The organism is Aureibaculum flavum (assembly GCF_016406085.1).
GTDB lineage: Bacteria > Bacteroidota > Bacteroidia > Flavobacteriales > Flavobacteriaceae > Aureibaculum > Aureibaculum flavum.
This window is the reverse complement of sequence record NZ_JAEHFJ010000007.1, coordinates 171,475-196,512: the sequence shown is the minus strand read 5'-3', so window position 1 is coordinate 196,512 and position 25,038 is coordinate 171,475. Positions and strand designations below refer to the sequence as shown.

The following is a 25,038-nucleotide window of genomic DNA, read 5'->3' as shown; positions in this document are numbered from 1 at the left end:
TAAATTTTCTTTTCTCTCTTAAAAATCGTACTTTTGCGAGACTCCAATAAAAGTAATATATGTCAGAAAAAACCTTAGAACCAGAGCATAAATTGTCGTATGAAGATTTTAAAAAAGAAATTCTTGAAGATTATAAAATTGCGGTTATTAGCAGAGAATGTAGCCTATTAGGAAGAAGAGAGGTGTTGACTGGAAAAGCTAAATTTGGTATTTTTGGAGACGGAAAGGAAGTGCCACAATTGGCATTGGCAAAGGCCTTTAAAAATGGAGATTGGCGTTCAGGTTATTATCGCGATCAAACTTTTATGATGGCTATTGGAGAATTAACACCTGCACAATTTTTTGCAGGGCTATATGCCCACACTGATATTGAGGCAGAACCTTATTCAGCAGGACGACAAATGGGAGGACATTTCACTACACATTCCCTTAATGATGACGGCTCATGGAAAAACCTAATGAAGCAAAAAAATGTTAGTGCAGATATTTCGCCTACATCAGGACAAATGCCACGTTTGCTTGGACTTGCTCAAGCGTCTAAAATGTTTAGAGAAATTCCTGAACTTAAAAAATATAATACATTTTCTAATAACGGTAACGAAATAGCTTGGGGTACAATTGGTAATGCAAGTACATCTGAGGGACATTTTTTTGAAACTTTTAATGCCGCAGGTGTTTTACAAGTCCCTATGGTTATTAGTGTATGGGATGACGAATATGGTATATCGGTTCACGCAAAACATCAAACCACAAAAGAAAGTATTTCAGAAATTTTAGAAGGTTTTCGACGTACAAATGATGTTGATGGTTACGAAATTTTTGTAGTTAATGGATGGGATTATTCAAAACTAATCGATGTTTACAATGAAGCCTCCACAATTGCAAGAAAAAACCATGTACCCGTTTTAATACATGTAAAAGAACTAACGCAACCCCAAGGGCATTCTACATCTGGATCGCACGAAAGGTATAAAAGTGCAGAACGGCTAGAGTGGGAAGCAGCACATGACTGTAACGCTAAAATGAAAGAGTGGATACTTGATGTTTTTGAGAATGAAGAAGAGCTTATAACTATTGAGAAAAATGCTAAAAAAGAAGTTAGTGCTGCAAAACGATCCGCATGGACTGCTTACTCGCAAGGTATTATTTCAACACAAAAAAAAGTGGTTTCTTTATTAAATGATTTAGCTAACCAAAGTGAGAATAAACCTTTTATTGCAAAACTAAAAAATGATTTAGAAACGTTAGAGGCTCCCTTAAAAAAGGATATTTTATCGACAGCAAGAAAATGCTTGGTTTACGTTAGAAACGAAAACAATAACGCGAAAGCCCCTTTGATCAACTGGATTAATAGTTATGAAAAAGAGCAGCAGTATAATTACAGTACACATCTGTATAGTGAATTCAAAAACACTGCCACTTCTATAAAAGAAATTAAACCTACTTATGCTAAAGATGCAGAAATTGTTGATGCTAGAATCGTATTAAGAGATAATTTTGATACTATTTTATCACAACACGACAATGTCCTTATTTTTGGAGAAGATGCGGGTAAAATTGGTGATGTTAATCAAGGCTTGGAAGGTTTACAACAAAAATATGGTGAATTAAGAGTTGCTGATACCGGTATTAGAGAAGCCAGTATTATGGGACAAGGTATTGGCATGGCTATGCGTGGGTTAAGACCTATCGCAGAAATTCAGTATCTCGATTATTTATTATATGGATTACAAATTTTAAGTGATGATTTAGCAACACTGCGTTATAGAACTTTTGGTAAGCAAAAAGCTCCTTTAATTATAAGAACTAGAGGACATCGATTAGAAGGTATTTGGCATTCAGGATCGCATATGGGGGCTATTACACACCTGTTAAGAGGTATATATATTCTTACACCACGAAATATGACCAAGGCTGCAGGATTTTATAATACACTGCTAAAAAGTGATGAACCTGCATTAATCGTTGAAAATTTAAATGGTTATAGATTAAAAGAAAAATTACCAACCAACTTAGGTCAGTTTACAACGCCTATTGGTGTTGTTGAAACCATAAAAGAAGGTTCTGATATTACTGTAGTCTCTTATGGTTCTACATTAAAATTAGTAGAGGAAGCTTCTAAGGAATTATTAAAAGCCGAAATTGATATTGAAATTATAGATGCTCAGACATTATTACCTTTTGATTTAAATAAAGAAGTCGTTAAAAGTATTGAAAAAACCAACAGACTCGTTATTATAGATGAAGATGTTCCCGGTGGTGCTTCGGCATATCTTTTAGATCAAATATTAAACAAGCAAAATGCATATCAATTTTTAGACAGTAAACCATTGACTATTACTTCAAAAAATCATAGAGCAGCCTATGGTACGGATGGTGATTATTTTTCAAAACCCTCTATCGAAGATATTTTTGAAAGTCTTTATAACGTTATGAATGAGGTTAATCCGTTAAAATATAAAAAATTATACTAAACTGCTCAACTTTTTTCTGTGCTTTAACTTTCATGTTTAGAAGTAATTATTTACTTTTGAACGCTGAATTATACAACTCTAAATAAAAACAAATGAAATTCGCTAAAATTCTAATCACATTTCTCCTTTGTGTATCTACAACAGGTATTATTTTCGCCCAAGAAGAGGAAGATAAAGGTTCCTTAAATAGTGGTACTATTGAAAGCCAATTTGATTATATGTATAAAAAATCTCCGAAATGGGAAGATTATCGCAGTGTAAAAACTAATAATCTTTTTAAATTCAAAAATAATGTGATCGATTCTTTAAAGGAAGCTCGCAAGATTTATGCAGAAAGTCAAAACGTTGTTAGTGCTCAAAAAATAGAAATTGACTCATTAAACGTTAAGTTAGAAGCCACTAAAGGAAACTTATCAGCCGTTACTGAAGAAAAAGACAGTATTAAGCTATTGGGTATCCCTATGAGTAAAACTGGTTACAATACTATACTTTGGACAATTATAGCTGCATTAACAGGACTATTATTGTTTTTTATTGGTAAATTTAAAAGAAGTAATACTGTAACTGTAGATGCTAAAAAAGCAAAAGCTGAGATTGAAGAAGAATATGAAAGTCATAGACAACGCTCTATAGAACGTGAACAAAAATTAAGAAGAGAATTGCAAGACGAATTAAACAAACAGAAATACTCTGAAAATGCAACTAAGAAAAAATAATTAATTATTAATAAATTATTTTTTTAGCAGTGTATTATGCAATAAATCTGAGATTTAAGAGTTATTATTTTCTGTTGCTATGAATTAAGTTTTTTTAAATAATTTTTTTCGACCCGATTATTATTAAAAAAGATTTGAAAAAAATTAACGTTATCTAGGTAGGAAAAATACTACTTAGAATGTTTAATAACAAAAGAAACTAATTTAGATGTATAGAAAAATTCTTACCTTAACTATCAGTTTTATTCTAATTTTCCCTATTTACGCATGGGAAACTCCAATTTCATATAATAACGATACTGACAAACCGACTTCTAATACAGAAAGTGCATTCTCTTCTTATTCTGAAGATATATACCAAAAAATTAACGATAATAACTTAGATTTTGAAGCTTTTAAACATGCTCTAAAGGGTTATGTTCAATTACAAAACCAACAACAACTTAAAAATTCTAAGTATTTAACTTTAATAGATATGAGTGTTTCTGCAAATACGGAAAGATTTTATCTGATAAACATGGAAACACAAACTATTGAGCATAAAAGTGTTGTTGCTCATGGTGAAAAGTCAGGTTTAGAATATGCCAAGAAATTTTCAAATAAAGTTAATAGTCATCAATCAAGTATTGGTTTTTATAAAACAGCTGAGACCTATAGTGGTAAACATGGACTTTCTTTACGTTTAGATGGATTAGAATTTTCTAATAATAAAGCCAGAGAACGTGCTATCGTGATACACTCTGCTGATTATGCCAATCCTGATTTCATACAATCAAATGGTAGGTTAGGAAGAAGTTGGGGATGTCCTGCACTACCTGATAAAGATTACACCGTAATAATAAATAAAATTAAAGAAGGCAGTTGTGTGTTTGTATATTATCCGCAAGAACAATACTTATCTAAATCTAAACTTATTTCGATGGAAAATATTTTAGATTCGAAAAACTAACAAAATAAATATAACTAACAATTTTTAAAACAGCTTAACTTTCGTTGAGCTGTTTTTTGTATATCTAATTTCTATATATTGTTTATTGCCATGCTTCTAATTAGCTTTTTATCTTCGCCATAAACATCCTTAAAAAAAGTAATTTTCCCTGAACTATCAGCTTCTACTGATACGTAATATAAAAACACAGGAACATTCTTTTTCATAGGCATCCACTTTTCTTTTCTCTTTTTTATATATGTATTCACGGTATCCATAGTGTAGCGATTCTGGTCTTTTTCTAACAAGTAATCTGCTAAATCTAGTGCATTTTGAACTCTTACACATCCATGACTATATGCTCTTATCTCTCTATTAAAATAAGATTTTGAAGGTGTGTCATGTAAATAGATTGCATCCTTATTGGGAAATATAAACTTCACATACCCCAAGGCATTTATACCACCTCCTTGTTGCCTAAAAGAATAATTAAAATTAGCTTTATTAACCTCACCCCAATCTACAGTAGTAGGATCAATTTTTTTTCTATCCTTACCAATAACCTCAAAATTATTTCTTATTAAATAAGTAGAATCTCTTTTAGCTTTAACTAATATTTCTCTTACAGATATGGTCTTAGGAACGTTCCAATAAGGATAAGCAATAATATATTGTAAAGAGTCTATTATTTCTGGAGTTTGGTTTTTAACACTTCCAACCACAACATTAAACTTTTTAGATAATTTATTGTCATTAACAACTCTTAATTGGTAAGATGGTATATTCACAAATAAGTAATCTGTAGGCCAATTTTCTTTCCATCTCCATCTTTCTAAACTCGCTTTAATTTGTTGGTAATATTCATAAGGACTTACAGATAATGCTTTCGCAGTATTTGTACCTATTAAACCATCTGACTTTAAACCATGATCTAACTGAAAGTTTTCTATTGCACTTGCGTAAAGAGAATCTTTATGTTCTTCTGATAAATAATTATGCAAAACTAGAGCCTTTTTTGCCTGAACAATTGATTTTACAGAGTCTTGTCTAAAGTTAACTACTGCTACTGTCTCTGTTGACAAACTAGCGTGTTCCAAATACTTTGCCAATCCTTTCTGCAGATTTCTGTATTCTGGTTGTTTCGGCTGAAAATCAATCAATTTTTCCATTAAACTATCTTTCTCATAAGCAATCTGTAAGTACTTAGGTAAATTAATATTAAATTTTTTACGCGGTAAAATAGACACCTCGTTTAAAGAGTCTAAAACACCATAATTTAAATGCCTACCAAATCTCATATACTCATAAGACAAAAGCACCTCTAATCTGCTTAACAAGGCATACCTACTTTTTTTATCGGCTATACCTTCAATTTCCTTATGAATTTCTCTTAATTCGTTAATTGGATATAACCTCGTGTCTAATCCATACGATTTAGCATCTGACAAAGCTTCTAACAATTTACTTCCATCTTTATTTAATGTGATAGAGTCTGACACCCATAATGTAGAATAATTGACATTCTTATAAAGCGTTTCTAACCATTGTAGGCTATCAACTCTTATTTCATTTATTTTATCCGTAATAATCGAATTACGATTAGATGCAAAGAACTGATTAAAATCAGCTCTATAATCTGATTTTGGAATTTCTATGTTCTTTGTTTGGGTCTTTTCAGCACATGAAGTGAGCATAACCAGAACACAGATTACGAGAATATTTAATGTCTTTTTCATATAACAACTAAGTCGCAAATTTAACAAATTAAATTGCACATAGTTCTCGTTTAATATCTTTTTCATACTTGTAGGTTTATTGATACTACAAATCTATACAAGAATCAAACCAAAAAAAGGACACTTTACCGTAATAATACTATCCCTGAATACAGGGTGTGTAGAAAATTTAATATTTTTAGTTACCAATTAAATATTTACCTACTACACATTCCAAACATCTTTGCTTTGTACAATAACTATTTTTCAGTTGCAATAAAGCTTGACTTTCTAATGCCGACTTAGATGTAATTTCCAATTGATCAAACTTATTTATTATACCATTTACCTCAGGCTTCAATTGCCTAATAGATTTTATAATCTCTGATTCATTTAATTTACCAATAGACTTTAAATAGATGAATTTTAATGGTATAATTGTATTAATCAACAATAAATCAACAAAAGATTTAGTTAGTTTTTTACTACTCCTTTTAGATTGTGAAGTAAAAGAATAATGCGTCTTCCAAAAGCTAGTTAAACTAATATCAAATAACTTATAGAGTTCATGAATATCTGTTATTGAAACAATTTCAGAAAATAGGTTCTGATGTTTATTAAATAATGCCGCTAATTGTGCAATGCGAATTGTAGGGAAATTATTAGGCCTTAATCTAAAGAATTGAAATGGTGTAACAATTTGATGTGATAACTTAAATTTGGATTTCAAGAAACGGTACTCATTCTGTAAATTGATATAATATGGATCTTGAATTTCATCAGTTAATAAATTGGCTTGACCAAATAATAATGCTTCTAGTGAATTTAAACTATTCGATTGCTTTCTAATTAAAGTATAATCGAGTTTATTGGCAAGATTAAAAAAAGCATCACCATTAACTTTTAGTCCAAAATTTTTCGCTAACATTTTAAACAAAACAGCTTCCCAATCATTTTTAGAACTTACCAGTAATTGTTCAATAAGTTTAGATTTTTCTTCTAATCGCTCAATGTATAAACGTTCTAACCAATTTTTTAATTGAAATTTATCTACATCTTTAATATCACTCTCACAGTTTATCCATTTATCTTGTGATGAAAATAATTGATGATAATTATCTAGAATATCTTTTTGAGTATAATTTTTTAATTCTAACGTGGGAATTACACTATTGTCTTTTCGGTGCACATCAACGTCATGCTGCCAAACAACATGTAAAATAGTATTATCATAATTACTATCCTTCTCGTGACCGTGCACATACCAATCTGATGATTTAATATGAATTTCTACATTCCCTGCCCAGAGTTGATCTCCAATTTTCAGTTTTGCATTAAAAAAATCAGAACCTGAATTAAAATTATGATCGCCACTATTTATGATTACTACTGTTTCTTGCAAGGTAGTGCTTAAATTTTCAGTAGAAAATAATTTGTACTTCCATATATAATGTAGAAAATCTTCTTTAAACATTTAGCTCGTTGTGATTTATCAATTTTTAAATTACGATATCATTCATTATTTACATTGGCAATCTAGTTTAAGCGTTTATCTTCAAATTATCATTAATTTATCAAATTAGTTACAGTAAAATTAATTCCTTAAAGCTAACGTATTGCAGAAATCACATCGTATTTGGTAATGATTTGATATGAACCGTTTTCTAAATCAACTAACACAGCTTTATTATCTTTATCTATTAAATTAGAAATTTTGTCAATCGATGCATCCTTATTTACAATAGGGAATGCTTTACGCATTACTTCCTTAATTGGTTTATCTGCTATATTTTTATCTTCAAAATAAAGTCTGAATAAATCACTCTCATCTATAGATCCCACAAAACCATTTTGATCTTCAACAGGAATTTGAGAAATATCATGCGTACGCATACGCTCAATAGCATGAGAAACTAACTCTTCCGTTTTAGCAGTTACGAGTTGGTTACCAACTCTATCTTTAATTAAATCTATAGCTTTGGTAATTTCTTCATCTAAAAAGCCTCGTTCTCTCATCCAATCATCATTAAACATTTTACCAACATAACGACTACCATGATCATGAAACAATACCACCACAACATCTTCCGGTTTAAAATGTTCCTTCAACTGTAATAACCCTTTAATTGCAGACCCTGCTGAATTCCCACAAAAAATTCCTTCTTCTATTGCCAACTTTCTTGTAAAAACGGCGGCATCTTTATCAGTAACCTTTGTAAAACCATCTATAATGTCAAAGTTAACATTCTTAGGCAAAATGTCTTCTCCAATACCTTCTGTAATATAAGGATAAATCTCATTCTCATCAAAAATACCAGTCTCATGATACTTTTTAAATACTGACCCATAAGTATCTATTCCCCAAATTTTAATATTAGGATTTTTCTCTTTCAAAAATTTACCCACTCCTGAAATTGTTCCTCCTGTACCAACACCAGCTACAAAATGTGTTATTTTACCGTCAGTTTGCTCCCATATTTCTGGTCCTGTCTGCTCGTAATGGGCTAAACTATTAGAAGGATTATCATATTGATTTACGTACCACGAATTTGGTGTTTCCGTAGCTAATCTTTTAGAAACAGAATAATAAGAACGAGGATCATCAGGCTCAACATTAGTAGGGCAAACAATTACCTCTGCTCCTACTGCTCTTAAAATATCCATTTTTTCTTTGGATTGTTTGTCACTTATTACACAGATTAATTTATAACCCCTGACTATTGCGACTAACGCCAAACCCATCCCTGTATTACCAGAAGTTCCTTCTATTATAGTTCCTCCAGGTTTTAATCTACCATCAGCTTCGGCGTCATCAATCATTTTTAATGCCATTCTATCTTTTACTGAATTTCCTGGATTAAAAGTTTCAACTTTAGCCAAGACTAATGCATCAATTTCTTTAGTAATGTTATTTAACTTTACTAATGGCGTATTACCTATCGTTTCCAATATATTTTTTGCGTACTGCATTTATTTTTTTCTATTTAATTGTGTTTTTTCAACTAGTAGTGAGTTAATAAAAGTTTTTATTTATAATTATAATGGTTTAAAAATACAAAAAACAAGTTTTAAATCGTAATTCATAAAATCCGTTTTAAATTTTATCCAAACATTTTTGGAAAAGTATCTTCTAGAGGTTTAGAAAGTATTGACAATCTAAACATTGATTGCAAAAAACCTAACCCATATCCAAAAAACATGACTAACGTAGCTACAATACTTAAAAGGGCCACCATCACATTCTGATTCTTAAACAAAGCATCAAAAAATATGAAAATAAAATAACTAATAAAAAATAAGACTAACCAGTTAAAATGAAAAATAAGTCCTATTAATGACAGGAACAAACCAATTACAAAAATACTGGGAAACCAATAAGTAATCTTACCCGTGTTTGGATGAAGTCTATTTAATATTGGTCTCGCAGAACCGAAGTTAAAAGTTTGTCTATAAAAACTAGTCCAATTAACACGTCTCTTATGATAAACATATGCTTGTTCAATAAACTGCGTCTCAAAATTATTTTCCCACAATCTAAAAGTCAAATTTATATCTTCTCCAAAGCGTAAAGCACTAAAACCACCAGTTTCTAAAAATGCTTTTTTTGAAATCCCCATATTAAAGCTTCTAGGTTGGAATTTTTTTAAGTTTTTATTTCCACGAAGTCCTCCTGTGGTTAAAACAGAAGTCATAGCGTAATTTATTGCTTTCTGTATTGTTGTAAAAGAAGGATGTGCTGCATCGGCACCACCAAATGCGTCTGTGTAATTGTTTAACAAGGTCTCTAAAACTGTGCTCAAGTAATTCTCAGGTAAAATACAATCGGAATCTAAAATGATGTAATAATTACCTGTAGCTTTTTGCATACCATAATTTCTACTTAAACCAGGCCCTGAATTATCCTTTATTAAATAATTAATATTCAGTTTATTCTTAAACTTACCAATTATATGTTTAGAGGTTAGATTTGAACCATCCTCTACAACAACAATCTCAAAATTCTCTTTAAATTTCTGAGCAACAAGACTGAGCAAAAGCTCGTCAAGTTCATCTGGACGATTATAAACGGGAATTATTATTGAAAATTGAAGATCCAAATAGTTAATTTTTTATATCTCAAAGATAAGGATTGCATTTATATATTTTGGACATAAAAAAAAGACTCTCGAAATAGAGAGTCTTTTACAAATATTATCGAAATCTATTTATTTCTTAAGTATTTTAAATGTTCCTGTACTACCCCCAACCATAGCTTTTACGAAATAAGTTCCTGCTGGTAATTGGTCTAAACTTAATTCAGCTTGAATATCATTTTGATGTACTCTCTTAATTTCTTTACCTAAAACAGAATACAAACTAATTTGTTGAATATTTTCATTAGCTCTCATTTTTAAAACCTTATCCACTGGATTTGGATAATAAGAAAAGCCTTTAGCTAAAATTTTATCTATTGATAATGTTGAAGATGTTATGGCTAAATCAAAAGCTCCTTCAGCACCATTTACAGTTCCACTAGGATACCCTACATTTATATAATAAACGGCACCAAGGGTTGAAGTAAACGTAATTCCTTCAATAACATCTACTGTTCCACTATTACTATCCTCAACACAAGTAAATGTTCCACATGACCCAGTATAAACAGCTATGCCTAAATCCCAAGAATCAGGGGCAGCAGTCATAGAAATAGTTCCACCATCTCCAACCATTGTAAACCACACACCATCATTCAAAGAAACACATCCAGATGCTGAAATAAAACCAGCATTGTTAGTTGCAGAAGTTGCATCATAATTAACATCATGAGGTAAACTACCAATTGATATAGCATTACCACAATCATCATTTGGTGGAGCTATTGGATTTGTTCCAATACATATGTTAAAAGTTGTAGTGGCACCACTTGCGGTAGAATTACTATAGATACGTATAAAATAGGTATTACCAGCAACAAGGCCATTCAAATCAAAATTATTATTATCACTACAATAAATAGGAGTGTCTGTTGTCGCTGTAGGGCAACTTCCAACAATACCTCCGTTGAAAACATTTGCGTATAAATCCGTTGGACTACCTGCAAAATTTGATAATTTAACTCTATGAGTCGCATCAGTAGCTGTAAACTTAAACCAGACATCATCATTTGCTTTAGTGCTGCCAGATGGCAAGCAACTACCACCTAATCCATCTGATGCTATTGAAGATGCTGTTGCATCAACTAAAGTTCCAGAAGATACAGTTCCGCACAAATAATTAGGGTTAACTGTTAAAGTTGTAGCATTAGCACAATTATCATTGGTAGGTGGTGCAACAACGTCGTCAATTTCATTTACATTCGCCTGAACTAGTCCAGTAAATACGAAGAAAAACGCGATTAAAAATCCGTATGTAGTTTTTCTGTTCATAATTTTATTATTAAAATAGGTTGTCAATACCCACATAACGATTTTTTATTAAAAAAATTATAAAAAAAAGGTATAAAAGGTATTATAATTATATAATAGGTTATTCGAAATATTAAAATATTATTCTTTTATAAAATAATCCATAACTGACTGACTAACACCCATGTTAGAAAATCCGCCATCATGAAATAAATTTTGTAATGTTACTTTTTTTGTTAAATCTGAAAATAATGAAATAGTATAATCGGCACACTCTTGTGCTGTGGCATTTCCTAAAGGTGACATTTTTTCGGCATATGCGATAAAACCATCAAAACCTTTTACCCCTTGACCTGCTGTTGTCGGTGTTGGAGACTGAGATATCGTATTGACCCTTACTTTTTTATCTGAACCAAAATAGTAACCAAAACTTCTGGCAATTGATTCTAAATACGCTTTATTATCAGCCATGTCATTATAGTCTGGAAAAACACGTTGTGCTGCCATATATGTTAATGCAACGATAGATCCCCATTCATTCATTGCATCTTTTTTGTATAAAACACTCATTACTTTATGAAAAGATACAGCGGAAACATCCCAACCTTTAGTCGTAAAATCATAATTAGATTCGGTATAAGGTATCTTTTTTCTAACATTTACAGACATTCCAATAGAGTGCAATACAAAATCTAATTTTCCTCCTAAAATTTCTGTTGCTTTTTCAACCAAATTCTCCAAATCTTCTATTGAAGTGGCATCTGCAGGTATAACTTCAGAATTCGTTTTTTCAGCTAACTTATCAATTTGCCCCATTCTCATTGCAATTGGAGCGTTGGTTAACACAAAAGTTGCCCCCTCTTCATGAGCTCTTTCTGCTGTTTTCCAAGCTATAGAATTTTCATCTAATGCTCCAAAAATAATTCCTCGTTTTCCTTTCAATAAATTGTACATATAAAGCTTTTATTATATCTGTTTTAGAAAGTGCAAAATTAATGTAATATTCTTTAATTACTCAGCCAATTAATGAATTTCTTGATCTAGTAATTGCTTCGCGTGAACAATAGCAGTTTCCGCAATATCTTTCCCACTTAACATCTCTGCTAGCTCTTGTATACGCTGTTCTTGAGATAAAATTTTAATATTGGTTAACGTTTGTTTATTCTTATCCGTTTTATAAACTTTATAATGATATTGTCCTTTTGCTGCTATTTGAGGTAAATGTGTAATTGCAATAACTTGCATATGTTTACTCATCGTCGACATCACCTTAGCGATTCTATTTGAAACTTCTCCAGATACACCCGTATCTATTTCGTCAAAAATTATAGTCGGTAAATTGGAATAATTACATAAAATAGATTTAACAGCTAACATAATTCTAGACATTTCACCTCCTGAAGCAATTTTCTTGAGTGTTTCATAATTACTACCTTTATTTGTAGATATTAAAAATTCTAACTCATCTTTACCATTACTAAAAAATGCTGTCCCTTTTATTATATTAATTTTAAAGGATGTATTCGGCATTTCCAAATTCTTAAGTAACGTCTCTAATTGTTTAATTAATTCTGGAATTGCCTTCTTTCTACTATGATGTAAAATATCAGAGCAGTTGTCCAGCTTTTTCTCAACCTCTAAGATTTCTATTTTCTTTGCTTTTACAATTTCATCAGCATTTTCAACAGCACTAACTTTTACTTCCAAAATTTGCTTTTTCTCTAGCAGATCATTTATAGTTGCTACTTGATGTTTTTTTTGTAAATTATATAGTAATTGAAGACGGTCATTATATTTTTCAATTTCTTGAGGACTATAATCTACTCCATCATTACTATTTTCAAGTTCTTTAGTTATATCATCAAAATCAATTTTTAAACTTGATATTCTGTCTGACAAATCCTCAAACGTTTTACCATACTTAGACAACTTTTGAATAATATTTACATAATTTAACAATCCATCACTTAATCCGGTATCTTCCAAATCAACCAAATTCTGAGCATCTGTCAAGAGTAATTTTATCTCTTCAACATGATTGAGTTTCTCTAACGTTTCTTCTAAAATTCCCTGCTCGTTTTCTTTAAAATCAGCTTCTATCAATTCATCTAATAAAAATGAATTATAATCATGTTGACTTTGAGCTTCAACTTGACGATTTTCTATTTCTTTAAATTCTTTGCTTAGCTTTTTATAAATTTTCAATCCTTTTTTAAAGGAGGTTAACGTTTTAGAATTATTTGCTAAAGCATCAATAACCAAAAATTGAAATTCATTATCTGCCAATTGTAATGTTTGATGTTGCGAATGCACATCAATCAATTTATCGCTTAAACTTGTAAGTACCGAAAGTTTTGTTGGAGTGTCATTAATAAAAGCCCTTGATTTTCCACTTGGTAAAATTTCACGTCTAATGATTGTTCGTTTTTCAAAATCTAAATCATTGGTCTCAAAAAATAATTGTAAGTCAAATTTATCTATTAAAAATTCTCCTTCAATAATACACTTCTCATCTTTTATTTTTAGGCTTGACAGGTCTGCTCTCTTTCCTAATACGAGTCCTAATGCACCAAGTAAAATTGATTTACCTGCACCTGTTTCACCAGTAATAATAGAGAAACCATCTTGAAAATCAACTTCTAAATGGTCAATTAAGGCGTAATTTTTTATGGATAATGATGCTAACATCTTGTCAATTTATTATTTATTAGTAACTTAATTATTCAACTAGAAACATTGAACATTTTACATTTTACATTTTATTCTATCAGAAATAGTTGTTTAAAATCAATTCCAAAATTAAGCCTTTTTTGTTGAACTCATTAAAGTTTTTACGTTTGAGAAATAATCTAATTCGCTCTAAGCATCTTATGAAAAATAGTGTTAAAAATTCAAATCTATAATAATAATTGTCCGCTTGAACCATTTTCAGATGGTATTAATTCATAAATATTAGTGGGTTCCAATGATTTTTCAATGGTATGCGAAACATAAAGTATTGTAATTTTCGTTTTTTCTATTAAAGTATTTATTAGTTGCGTAACCAAGTTGGAATTTTCTTGATCAAGCCCCTCTATCGGTTCATCTAAAATTAACAATGGCGGCTGTTTCACTAATGCTCTAACTATCAACACCAACCTCTGTTGCCCCAGTGTCAATCTATTGAAATAGGTATCTTTTAATTGAGTCATATCAATAATCTCCAACCATTGTTCCGCTTTGTGTTGCTGTAAATCTGAAGGTTCTTTATATAAACCAATGGAATCAAAAAAACCTGATAAAACCATGTGTTCAACGGTTTGATTTCTTTTAAACAATTCTGCTATATTAGTCGAAAAATGACCTATCCTACTTTTGATATCCCAAATACTTTCACCAGTTCCTTTCTTTTTACCGAAAATAGATATGTTTTGACCATACGCTTTTGGATTATCGCCTGTTATTAAAGATAGAATAGTACTTTTCCCAGATCCATTTGGTCCAATTAATTGCCAAAACTCACCCTTTTTAACATCCCAAGTTATATCTTTTACAATTACCTTATCATTATAACTTACCGAAACATCTTCAAATTTTACAACACTTTTATAATCTTGACTAAATGATAATAAAGAGCCAGGAATTTCGGAATTTAACGTGGTCGTTTTTATTCTAGGTGTTTTTTTTATTTCTGAAAACAAAAAATTATTATCTTCTAAATACCATTTCTCTTTTATAAATGGAAGCATATTTTCATCTCGATTTGCCAATTGAATAATTGATATTGTTTGAGATAACTCTATCAACTGATCTCCTAAATCTATTCTTGATTGATGATCTAAATGATCAAATGGGTTATCGAAAATAATATAATCTGGCTTTTGAGCTAGACAGTATTTTAAAAAGGCTTTTCTCCGCTCTCCAGAAGAAAAGGTATTTAATTGTCTCTTTTCAGATGTTGTTATTTCTATAGTATGATATCTATGTTCTTTGGCAATAAAATCAGCAATTGCAATGTCAGAAAATAATACCCCTTTCGATTTATTAAATACGGCCAATTGTCCGTATATATTTTGAGATAAAATTCTATTAATTAATTCCTTTTTATTGACTCGATTACTAATTAATATGGCGAAGTGTTGTATTGATTTCAATGCTTAAGTACTTTTCTATGTTATGTGAATATTTACTCGAAAATTATTGACCGTCTAATTATACAGACCTGTATTTCCTTTGGCTAATAAAGGCAATAAAAGTCTAACAATTTCAGGATTTTCTTTTGCAATATTTTTTGTCTCCCAAGGGTCCTTATCATGATCATACAATTCCAATGTAGGCTCTTCAGTTCTCCAATATTTAGTAAGTCGATATTGATTGGTTCTCATAGAAATTCCATTATTAAAATAACTGTAAGCAACACTATTTTGAATAGTATCAGGGTTAGAAATAGTATTTACTAAGCTCTTTCCATCAAGTGGGTAATCAGCAGAGATTCCACATAATTCCATTAAGGTTGGGTAAATATCTACAGATTCTACAACTGTATTCACCTTTTTCCCTTGTGACATCGTTCCTGGTACTTTTATGATAAGAGCACTTCTTAAGGCGACATCGAACAGTGTGTGTTTCCCCCAAACTAAATCATTTCCCAAATGCCAACCATGATCGCCCCAAATTACAACAATTGTATTTTCATCCAAACCAAGTGCCTTAATCTCAGTAATAATTTTACCAATTTGAGCATCAACATAACTAACAGCGGCATAATATGCATGTGTCAATTTTTTTGAATACGCATCTGACAATGGCTTAGTTAATCCGGCTTTTTCATCAGTAAGTTGATATCCATTAAACTCACCACTTTTCTGAAGACTATTCTTATTTACATTTTTTGGGATAAATGGGTTCGGTGCCAGTGGCATATCACTTCTATCATAAAGATCCCAGTATTTTTTGGGAGCATTAAAGGGTAAGTGTGGTTTAAAAAAACCTACACCAAGAAAAAAAGGATTATTCTTATTTTTTAATTCTTTTAATTTAGCAATAGCTAACTCAGCAGTTAGTCCATCAGGATAACCATTATCATCTACATCTCCAGATTCATAAGGTTTAACCTGTCTTTTAAGGCTCTGTCTATTCTCTCCATTGGCATAAGCAAAAAAGGCATTCCATCCGGTTTTCCATTTACCACTATTGAAGAGAAACTCGTTCCAACTATTTGGCATTTCTTTTATGGCAGACGGGGCTTCTTCATAACCATACACCAATCCATCAGCAGAATGGCTCATTTTACCAATACCAACAGTATAATACCCGTTCTTTTTAAATTGATGTACAAAAGATTCTGGTTGAATGGTATCTAACTTATGGCCCATTTCACTTTCAAATGCATTATTTAAGAGATGAGATGTTTTTTTAGGTCTAAGACCAGTCATTAGACTATATCTTGATGCTCCACATGTAGGAACCTGTACAAAATGGTTTGTAAACACTAAACCTTCTGAAGCTAAATTATCTATGTTAGGCGACTTTATTATGGCATTATCATAACAACCTAATTCCGGACGTAAATCGTCAACAGCTATAAATACAACATTTGGGTTCTTTATCGCTTTTGGTTTGGTGTTATTATTACCTGTCTTACTTACACAACTTGAAACTAACAAAATTATGAAAATGACAAATACTCTTTTTGAAATTATTTTTAAGTACAAAATATATGAGAAGATCAAATTAAAATTGAATTATTACGCTAAGATAAGCATAAATACAATTTTTAATACACTAAACAGGAAATTCGATTGATATTTTAGATTTTAATTTGATCCCATTTTTCGTTATACGAGGGATAAATTTTAAGTAAAGTCTCTTTAAGTTTTACCGCATTAATTCGTGGACCATCTGAAAATATATCAACAATTTCATCCGATTTAGTATCCATAAAAACTCGTAATAAAAAAGCATTGGGGCGAGTATTATAAATATTATTTAAAAGCAGAACTGCATCACTAATATTTGATTTGGCTGTTTTCTTATCTTCACTCATAAGATCTAACCCATCTAAGTGATATTTATAAAGTGCAGTTCTAAAGTCCTTATACGTTGGAGATAAAATGTTCTCATTTAATTGATATCTCGTATTATTACCATCTATTCTATTCCAACCAGAAAAACCTCCTTGTTGAGCAAGGTTTACTACTTTTTCAGCTTGTTTATGATATTCTTCACCACCATTAAGCTCAAAAGAGTCCGCATCAATACCTAAAACGGTGTAAACATAAAAAGTAAGAATAGAAACTAAATTAGATTGGAAACTATTTTCGTTATAAATCAAGTTTTGAAATTCAGTATAATTAAACGACAAGTTATTGTCTTTATAATTTAAAATGGGACTTTGATAAGTAGAGTTATATACTGGCCGTGTAGCAATAATGGAAATATTACCTTTAAAATCATTAGTTGAGGGTTGCTCTAATATAGTTAATGTAATGGCACAATTTATACGTTCTTGAGGTTTATAATTTTTATCAGTCCATTTTGTGTTATTAATGTAATCTGAAATTGAAGCCTGCAGATTATCGTATAATTGTTTATTACTACTTTGAACTTGATCTGAATTTACAATGACAAGAGCATTCAATTCTTGACCACTCATTTTAAAAGTAGCACATAAAAATAATACGAATAATATACTATGCTTGATGCTTTTTGAGTATTTCATTAAAAATATCTTTTGCGACTTCTGTTTTTGACTTTGTTTCAAAACGTTGACACTTTTCCTCAGTATCAATAAGCGTTATTTTATTGGTGGCTTTTTTAAAACCTGCTCCTTTATCATTTAGTGAATTTAATACTATTAAATCAAGATTTTTACGTCTTAATTTACCTTTAGCATTTTCTAATTCATTAGAAGTTTCCAAAGCAAAACCGACTAAAAATTGATGCTTTTTAGCTTCCCCAAGAGAAGCCAATATATCCTTAGTTGGTACTAAATTAATATTTAATACGGCATCTATCTTTTTTATTTTATCAACTGCAGCATGATCTGGTTTAAAATCAGCTACTGCTGCAGACAATATTGCTATATTACACGTTGCATAATGTTCATGTACCGCTGTATACATTTCTTCAGCAGTTACAACATCTATCCTCTTAATTAACGCATGTTTTATACTTTCATTGGATGGACCAGAAATTAAAATAACCTCTGCTCCTAGATTCGCAGCTTCTTTTGCTAATTCGAACCCCATTTTACCAGAAGAATGATTACCAATAAAACGAACAGGATCAATAGCTTCATACGTTGGTCCGGCTGTAATAAGTACTTTTTTATTCCGTAAAGGTAATCCTGAAATTATGTGGTTTTCAATAAAAGCTAAAATATTTTCAGGTTCAGCCATTCTACCTTCACCTTCTAAACCACTAGCCAATTCACCAATTTCAGCGGGAATCATAATATTTCCAAAAGTTTCTAATTTTTGTAAATTATCTTTGGTTGAATTGTGTTTGTACATGTCTAAATCCATTGCCGGGGCAAAATAAACTTTACATTTAGAGGACAAATAAGTAGCTAGCAACAAGTTATCGCAAATTCCATTTGCCATTTTGGACATGGTATTTGCTGTTGCCGGAGCTATTACAACAAGATCTGCCCATAGACCTAAATCAACATGGTTGTTCCATATTTCATTCTCATCATCTTTATCGTAAAAAGTAGAATAAACTGGATTTTTGGAAAGTGTAGAAAGTGTGAGTGGAGTAACAAAATCTTTAGAAGCAGGAGTCATGACAACTTTCACATGAGCTCCTGCTTTTATAAAAAGTCTAACTAAGTAGGTGGTTTTATAAGCAGCGATTCCTGCGGTTACCCCCAAAAGAATATTTTTACCGCTTAAAACAGACATTATTACTTAGCTTCAGTTTCTTCTGGGTTTCTGTAATAGATATCACCATGTAACCATTCTTCAACTGCCATTGCTGTAGGTTTAGGTAATTTTTCGTAAAAACGAGAAACCTCAATTTGTTCTTTATTTTCAAAAACTTCTTCTAAGCTATCATTATGTGTAGCAAATTCTTCTAACTTATCAATAAGTTCCTTTTTAAGGTCTTCATTAATTTGATTAGCCCTTTTTGCCATTATTGAAATTGACTCATAAATGTTATGAGTAGGTGCTTCAATTTTACTTCTATCATAAGTAATAGTAGATAGCGGTGCTTCAGAATTTTTATAATCCATTTTTAGTATATTTTGCGTATAGTTCTTTTAACTTTTCTAACTCTTTATTCAAATCTTCTACTTTAGAAGAAAACTCTTTTAACCTTTCTGATTCAGGAAAGTTTTTCTTTAATCTATCAAAAGAAGCGGTCGCATTAGTAATACGTTCTTCTTTTTTAAATTCTGCACTGTTCATTGCCAATTTATAAGCTGCCAAAAACTTATAAGCAAGTGCTTCTTCTTTATATTCTGTACCAAAATTATCTTCAATAAAAATATCAAAAGCCATAATTGCAGCTTGATATTTTTCTGTAATATAATACTGTTTAGCAATGTCAAATGCTTTTTTCTCTAATCTTGTAGCTAAATCATCATAATACTGATTTGCTTCTTTAATTTTCTCAGATTCCGGAAATTTATCAATAAAATTTTGCAGAGCAGTTAACGCCTTGTGTGTATTTGCCTGATCTCTACTTGATTTTGGTGAATCATAATAATAACTTTGTGCTGCTAAGAAAGTAGCATCTTCTATTTTCGAACTCGAAGGATAGTTTCCAATAAAACGTTCAAAATAATAAGCGGCTAATTCATAACTTTTTGTTTTAAAATTTGCTTCACCCACCATATATTGGATACGCTCCATTTGAGGTTTCGCACCATATTTTGGAATTACCTTCTCAAATAAGTTAATGGATTTATTATAACTACCCTCTTCAAATAGTTGAGTAGCCAATTTATACTGATCTTCAGTTGTGCCTTTGTTTAACACCTTATGGTATTCACTACAAGCTGAAAAAGTCACCGCAATGATAACCAATAAACCAAGTTGTTTTATTCTAAACATTTTGCAAAAGTACTTATTTAAAACTAATTAATAAAAACTATTTTTTAATAGCTCATCGTAGAGCATCGCTTTAAGCGAAAAGCAAATGTAAAATTTGTTATTTTATTGTTAGAATAATGATTACTAAAACTTTGTTAATAGTACGAAATATAACTTTAAGGTTGTATTTGAACTGAAGACTGAACGGTAAGTTGCTTTATATCATTATCAAATAAATACAACCCTCCTTTATCATCACCAATCAAGTTGATTTTATCAAGAATATTTCTCGCAACAGCCTCTTCTTCAATCTGTTCAGCCACATACCACTGTAAAAAATTATGTGTAGCATAATCTTTAACCTGAAGACAAATATGTACCAATTCATTTATACTTTCAGAAACATGAACTTCGTGTTTAAATAAGGTTTCAAACATTTCTTTGAAAGAACCAAATGAAGATGAAGGTGCGTTCAACTGGGAAACTTTAGCATGCCCTCCCCTTTCATTAATATATTTTACTAATTTTAGCATATGTTGTCTTTCTTCATCAGATTGTGCATACATAAACTCAGCAACACCTTCTAATCCTTTTACTTCTGCCCAAGATGCCATTGCCAAATAAATTTGAGAAGACTCTGCTTCTATTGTTATTTGCTCATTCAGGGCTTTTTCTACTTCTTTAATCAACATTTTTTATCTATTTTTCTACGTTTAACTTTATTAATAATTATCGATAAAGTTACTAATTTTTTCTTGCAATTCCGCACTCGCTTCTACCAAAGGAAGTCTTACCGAAGATTCACAAATGGAACGTTTTTGAAGTAAAGCTTTAATTCCTGCTGGGTTACCCTCTTCAAAAATATAATATATACTATTCATTAATTTAAAATGCAACTTAGAGGCCTCCTTACTTTTACCTTCTAAAGCTAATTTTATCATTTTAGAAAAATCACCTGGAATGCCTTGACCAATTACAGTGATTACTCCAGCACCACCCATTAATACCATTGGTAATGCAACCATATCATCACCAGATAAAACTAAAAATCCTTCTGGTTTATTTTGCAGCAACTTAAATGCCTGATCCATATCACCAGAGGCTTCTTTTACACCAATAATATTTGAACAATCAGAAGCTAATCTTAAGATCGTTGTTGGAGTCATGCTCACCCCTGTTCTACTAGGCACGTTATATATAATAATTGGTTTAGAACTTATGGATGCAATCGCCTTAAAGTGCTGATAAATTCCTTCTTGCGTAGGTTTGTTGTAATACGGAGAAACAGAAAGAATAGCATCAAATGCTGATAAATCCGTTTCTTGTATTTCATTGATAACAGCTTGCGTATTGTTACCACCAATACCAATAACCAAAGGTAACTGACCATTGTTTACTTCAACAACCGTCTTTATTACTTTCTGTTTTTCATCATTCGTTAACGTTGCAGGTTCTCCAGTAGTTCCCATAACCACTAAATAGTCAATACCATTGTCAATCTGAAAATTAACGAGTCTTACTAAAGCCTCATAATCAACTGATTTATCTACTTTAAAAGGAGTTACTAGAGCCGCTCCAGTACCATAAAATTGTGTCATTCTATTAAATTAAAAATCTGTAAATACTTTGCTAACTCATCGTTAAAAACATCAATTTTATTTCCTTCAACAGCAATGGTAAAATCATACAAATTTTGTAATTCTTCATTGGCAAAACTCACTTTAAATTTCGCTTGTGATCGCATTGATAATATATTTGTGTAAATACTTGAATGACTACAATAATTGATTAACAAATCATAATCAGCATTTACGAAATCTAATACATTAGATGCTTTTGGTTTACCAAACATTCCCAAATCCTTTTCAGAAAAGGTATTGTAATGTTGCGTTACAAAATCGTCTTTTAGGTTTTCAAAAATGATAATTTCTAAGCTTTTATGAGGCATTTTTAATTTCTGACTCAAATTTCTAGAAATATCATAACCACCAAATAATCGCGAATCGGCCAACACGCCAATTGTTTTTATTTTTGTCGGAATATTATCATTTGTACTTTTTAATTTTTTTAATTGTTTTTGATAATACTGTGCAGCTGTTTTCTTTTTTAAACCTGTAAAATTCATTGGTTTCTAACAATTGTAAGGCAAAATTAATAATTCGGGTTGTAAACTAAAGGTAATGTATTCAAATTAAACGAATAGTTTATATACGTTAGTATTTAAACAAGTATAATAATTGAAATTTAATTATTTAAACGCTTATCCATCTTCTCTAATAGCATTTTAGAAGCCGCATTAAATCCTTGCAATAAGCTTACAGCTCCTTGAGCTTTCAATTGTAGATTCAACGCTAATCGGTTCTTAAAGTCATCAGACTTAAAATAATCTCTTGCCTTTTGATTTTCTCTTCTCATGTACATATCAGCGGCAAAATTATAATTCTCTTTCATATTTAAGGTGTTTTCATAAACATCCTTTTCAATTTTCGTATTTAAGTCTATAAAACTTGCGTTAATTTCATTGTACAAAGCCAATCCGTACACCACTGTAGAATCTTGAGCTATCTCTACATCATAACTATAATTTTTAAGTAGGTCATAACCATTTCTAGTAATTGCTAACGGAATACCTGTAAAAATAATAGATTGAAGATCTCCATTTTTTTTATAAAAATCTTTAGAAATACTATCGCTAAGGGCTAACCTACCCACGGAATCTTGCTTTTTATAATATTTAATTATATAGTCAGCTCTTGTAGTATCTCTAACTATATCACTTCTAAAAATATGTAAAATATTATCTAAATTTTTTGTTTGTTTTTTATCTTCACTCCAATTATTAATTGATAGAGCTATCAAAATACCAGTAACGACTAGAATAATTTCGCCAAAGGCATATACTAAATATTTACTAAAACCAGAAGTTTTCACTAATTGATTTCTGGCTTTTGAAAATAATTTCATTATTGTAACTATTGTCCGTTAAATATAAAAAAAGTCTGTAGTAATTTATAGTATTTCGCCTGATTCTTTCAATTTTTCAGCATTTTCAGCAAGTTTTAATTCTTCAACAATTTTATGGATGTCACCATTAATAATATTACTTAAATCGTAAAGAGTTAATCCAATTCTATGCTCAGTAACACGACCTTGAGGATAATTATACGTTCTAATTTTTGCAGATCTATCACCACTCGAAACCATACTTTTACGTTTTATGGAGTCAGCAGCTTGTTTTTTTGCCAATTCAGATTCGTATAATCTAGAACGTAATACTTTAATAGCTTTTTCTAAATTTTTATGTTGCGATTTCTGATCTTGACACTTTGCCTCAATACCAGTAGGAATGTGTTTCAGTTGAATTGCAGAATACGTAGTATTTACACTCTGCCCACCAGGACCTGTAGATGTTGTTCTAATAATTTTTACATCTTTCATATCAAGTTCTACGTCAAACTCTTCAGCTTCTGGTAAAACCATCACGGTTGCAGCCGAAGTGTGCACTCTACCTTGGGTTTCAGTTTGCGGTACACGTTGTACACGATGTACACCGGCCTCAAATTTCATATCACCATAAACATCTTCACCTGATATACTAAAAATAACCTCTTTAAAACCACCTGAAGTACCTTCACTGACATCAACTAATTCGGTTTTCCATCCTTTATCTGAACAGAATTTAGTGTACATTCTATAAAGGTCTCCTGCAAAAATACTAGCCTCATCACCACCTGTACCCGCTCTAATTTCGACCATTACGTCTTTTGCATCTTCTGGATCTTTAGGTATCAGCATGTATTTTATATCTGACTCTAATTTTTCTAATTTTTCAGAAGCTTCCCCTAATTGCATTTGTGCCATCTCCACCATTTCAGCATCAGACCCATCATCAATAATTTCTTTTGCCTCATCTACCCTACTCAATATAACTTTATACTCTTCCCCTTTATCTACAATAGTTTTAAGGTCTTTGTATTCTTTATTAAGTTTTACATATCTTTTCTGATCAGTAATAATATCTGGCTGAATAATTAAATCAGAAACTTCATCAAAACGTTGTTTTACAATATATAATCTATCTAACATCTACTGTTTTTTTTAAGAGCTAATTTTAATAAAATAGTAAATTTAGCCGTTGACAAATTTAGTTAAATTTTAGGATAATTTTCAACTAAACTAAAATTCTAACCATAAATAATTTAGAATATCTCTAAATTAGAAATTCTATTACAATATGTATTCAATTATTTAGTTAGAAATTTATATTTAATTAAATTTACGCTGTATTAAAAACTAAAATTATGAAAAAATTATCAATTCTGTTTATCGCTTTAGCAATGATAGCTACAAGTTGTGGCGACAAAAAGAAAGAAGATGTTAAAAAGGATGTAGAACAAGTAAAAGAAGAAGTAGTTAAGGAAGAAGTAGTTAAAGAAACTACAACTACTGATACTGCATCTGATAAAGATACTCAAATAGCTATGGGTAAAAAACTGTTTACAGATAAAACCTGTACTACTTGTCATGCCTTAGACACTAAAGTTATTGGCCCTTCTTTAAAAGACATCATAAAAATTTATGAAGAAAAAGATGCTAATATCGTTAAGTTTTTAAAAGGTAATGCTGATGCTATTGTTGATACTGACCCTGGTCAAGTAGCTATAATGAAAGCAAACCTTGATGGATTTGTAAAAGACATGAGTGCTGAAGAATTACAAGCATTATCTGCTTACATGAGAGATGCTGGTAAATAAGCAATCTATCAATTAAACAAAAAAGCATCTGCCTAAGGCAGATGCTTTTT

The 25,038-nt window shown here is 30.8% G+C and carries 22 protein-coding genes; 4 read left to right on the top strand and 18 right to left on the bottom strand.

Features of this window, described 5'->3' with window-relative positions:
- The first annotated feature begins 59 nt into the window (after nt 1-59).
- From JBL43_RS14860 to JBL43_RS14850, 3 genes are all read left to right on the top strand, one after another.
- Nucleotides 60-2,474 (top strand): alpha-ketoacid dehydrogenase subunit alpha/beta, encoded by a 2,415-nt coding sequence (locus JBL43_RS14860; protein ID WP_198842188.1) that lies wholly within the window; start codon nt 60-62, stop codon nt 2,472-2,474.
- A gap of 92 nt (nt 2,475-2,566) precedes the next feature.
- Nucleotides 2,567-3,190, top strand: coding sequence for a tRNA (guanine-N1)-methyltransferase (locus tag JBL43_RS14855; RefSeq protein ID WP_198842187.1), 624 nt, complete (start codon nt 2,567-2,569; stop codon nt 3,188-3,190).
- Between the two features lie 208 nt (nt 3,191-3,398).
- The gene (locus JBL43_RS14850; protein ID WP_198842186.1) at nt 3,399-4,139 is read left to right on the top strand and encodes a murein L,D-transpeptidase catalytic domain family protein; all 741 of its coding nucleotides are present in this window, start codon (nt 3,399-3,401) and stop codon (nt 4,137-4,139) included.
- Nucleotides 4,140-4,210: 71 nt separating this feature from the next.
- Here JBL43_RS14850 and JBL43_RS14845 read toward each other — a convergent pair whose 3' ends face one another.
- The 18 genes from JBL43_RS14845 to prfA all read right to left on the bottom strand — a co-directional run bounded on the left by JBL43_RS14845 (nt 4,211) and on the right by prfA (nt 24,320).
- The gene (locus tag JBL43_RS14845; RefSeq protein WP_198842185.1) at nt 4,211-5,920 is read right to left on the bottom strand and encodes a L,D-transpeptidase family protein; all 1,710 of its coding nucleotides are present in this window, start codon (nt 5,918-5,920) and stop codon (nt 4,211-4,213) included.
- 112 nt (nt 5,921-6,032) lie between these two features.
- Nucleotides 6,033-7,307, bottom strand: coding sequence for a DUF2851 family protein (locus JBL43_RS14840; protein WP_198842184.1), 1,275 nt, complete (start codon nt 7,305-7,307; stop codon nt 6,033-6,035).
- Between the two features lie 134 nt (nt 7,308-7,441).
- Nucleotides 7,442-8,803, bottom strand: coding sequence for a pyridoxal-phosphate dependent enzyme (locus JBL43_RS14835; RefSeq protein ID WP_198842183.1), 1,362 nt, complete (start codon nt 8,801-8,803; stop codon nt 7,442-7,444).
- A gap of 131 nt (nt 8,804-8,934) precedes the next feature.
- Nucleotides 8,935-9,930, bottom strand: coding sequence for a glycosyltransferase family 2 protein (locus tag JBL43_RS14830; protein WP_198842182.1), 996 nt, complete (start codon nt 9,928-9,930; stop codon nt 8,935-8,937).
- Nucleotides 9,931-10,038: 108 nt separating this feature from the next.
- Nucleotides 10,039-11,238: a T9SS type A sorting domain-containing protein gene (locus tag JBL43_RS14825; protein WP_198842181.1), complete on the bottom strand. Its 1,200-nt coding sequence runs from the start codon at nt 11,236-11,238 to the stop codon at nt 10,039-10,041.
- A gap of 120 nt (nt 11,239-11,358) precedes the next feature.
- On the bottom strand, nt 11,359-12,171 hold the full coding sequence (locus JBL43_RS14820) for an enoyl-ACP reductase FabI (RefSeq protein ID WP_198842180.1): 813 nt from the start codon (nt 12,169-12,171) through the stop codon (nt 11,359-11,361).
- A gap of 69 nt (nt 12,172-12,240) precedes the next feature.
- Nucleotides 12,241-13,905: a DNA repair protein RecN gene (recN, locus tag JBL43_RS14815; RefSeq protein ID WP_198842179.1), complete on the bottom strand. Its 1,665-nt coding sequence runs from the start codon at nt 13,903-13,905 to the stop codon at nt 12,241-12,243.
- Nucleotides 13,906-14,114: 209 nt separating this feature from the next.
- Entirely contained in the window at nt 14,115-15,350 is a 1,236-nt protein-coding gene (locus JBL43_RS14810) for an ATP-binding cassette domain-containing protein (RefSeq protein ID WP_233098797.1), read from the bottom strand.
- Between the two features lie 54 nt (nt 15,351-15,404).
- Nucleotides 15,405-16,862, bottom strand: a complete 1,458-nt coding sequence (locus JBL43_RS14805; RefSeq protein ID WP_233098796.1) for a sulfatase — start codon at nt 16,860-16,862, stop codon at nt 15,405-15,407.
- Nucleotides 16,863-17,005: 143 nt separating this feature from the next.
- Nucleotides 17,006-17,917, bottom strand: a complete 912-nt coding sequence (gene porD / locus JBL43_RS14800; protein WP_198842178.1) for a type IX secretion system protein PorD — start codon at nt 17,915-17,917, stop codon at nt 17,006-17,008.
- Entirely contained in the window at nt 17,889-19,100 is a 1,212-nt protein-coding gene (gene coaBC, locus JBL43_RS14795; RefSeq protein ID WP_198842177.1) for a bifunctional phosphopantothenoylcysteine decarboxylase/phosphopantothenate--cysteine ligase CoaBC, read from the bottom strand. The genes porD and coaBC overlap by 29 nt, the downstream gene beginning before the upstream one ends.
- A gap of 2 nt (nt 19,101-19,102) precedes the next feature.
- Nucleotides 19,103-19,432 carry a DNA-directed RNA polymerase subunit omega gene (locus JBL43_RS14790; protein ID WP_198842176.1) on the bottom strand — a complete coding sequence of 110 codons (330 nt, stop codon included), beginning with the start codon at nt 19,430-19,432 and terminating at the stop codon, nt 19,103-19,105.
- Complete coding sequence (locus JBL43_RS14785; protein ID WP_198842175.1) at nt 19,422-20,255, bottom strand: outer membrane protein assembly factor BamD; 834 nt, start codon at nt 20,253-20,255, stop codon at nt 19,422-19,424. Before JBL43_RS14785 ends, JBL43_RS14790 begins: the two co-directional genes overlap by 11 nt.
- Nucleotides 20,256-20,410: 155 nt before the next feature.
- Nucleotides 20,411-20,926, bottom strand: a complete 516-nt coding sequence (locus tag JBL43_RS14780; RefSeq protein WP_138950630.1) for a ferritin — start codon at nt 20,924-20,926, stop codon at nt 20,411-20,413.
- 30 nt (nt 20,927-20,956) lie between these two features.
- Nucleotides 20,957-21,832 (bottom strand): 4-hydroxy-tetrahydrodipicolinate synthase, encoded by an 876-nt coding sequence (gene dapA / locus JBL43_RS14775; protein ID WP_198842174.1) that lies wholly within the window; start codon nt 21,830-21,832, stop codon nt 20,957-20,959.
- Nucleotides 21,829-22,359 (bottom strand): DUF6913 domain-containing protein, encoded by a 531-nt coding sequence (locus JBL43_RS14770; RefSeq protein WP_198842173.1) that lies wholly within the window; start codon nt 22,357-22,359, stop codon nt 21,829-21,831. Before JBL43_RS14770 ends, dapA begins: the two co-directional genes overlap by 4 nt.
- Nucleotides 22,360-22,478: 119 nt before the next feature.
- Nucleotides 22,479-23,198, bottom strand: a complete 720-nt coding sequence (locus JBL43_RS14765) for a DUF6090 family protein (RefSeq protein ID WP_198842172.1) — start codon at nt 23,196-23,198, stop codon at nt 22,479-22,481.
- Between the two features lie 45 nt (nt 23,199-23,243).
- Complete coding sequence (gene prfA, locus JBL43_RS14760; RefSeq protein WP_198842171.1) at nt 23,244-24,320, bottom strand: peptide chain release factor 1; 1,077 nt, start codon at nt 24,318-24,320, stop codon at nt 23,244-23,246.
- 215 nt (nt 24,321-24,535) lie between these two features.
- Between prfA and JBL43_RS14755 the strand changes: the two genes are divergently transcribed.
- Nucleotides 24,536-24,988 carry a c-type cytochrome gene (locus JBL43_RS14755; protein WP_198842170.1) on the top strand — a complete coding sequence of 151 codons (453 nt, stop codon included), beginning with the start codon at nt 24,536-24,538 and terminating at the stop codon, nt 24,986-24,988.
- Nucleotides 24,989-25,038 lie beyond the last annotated feature (50 nt).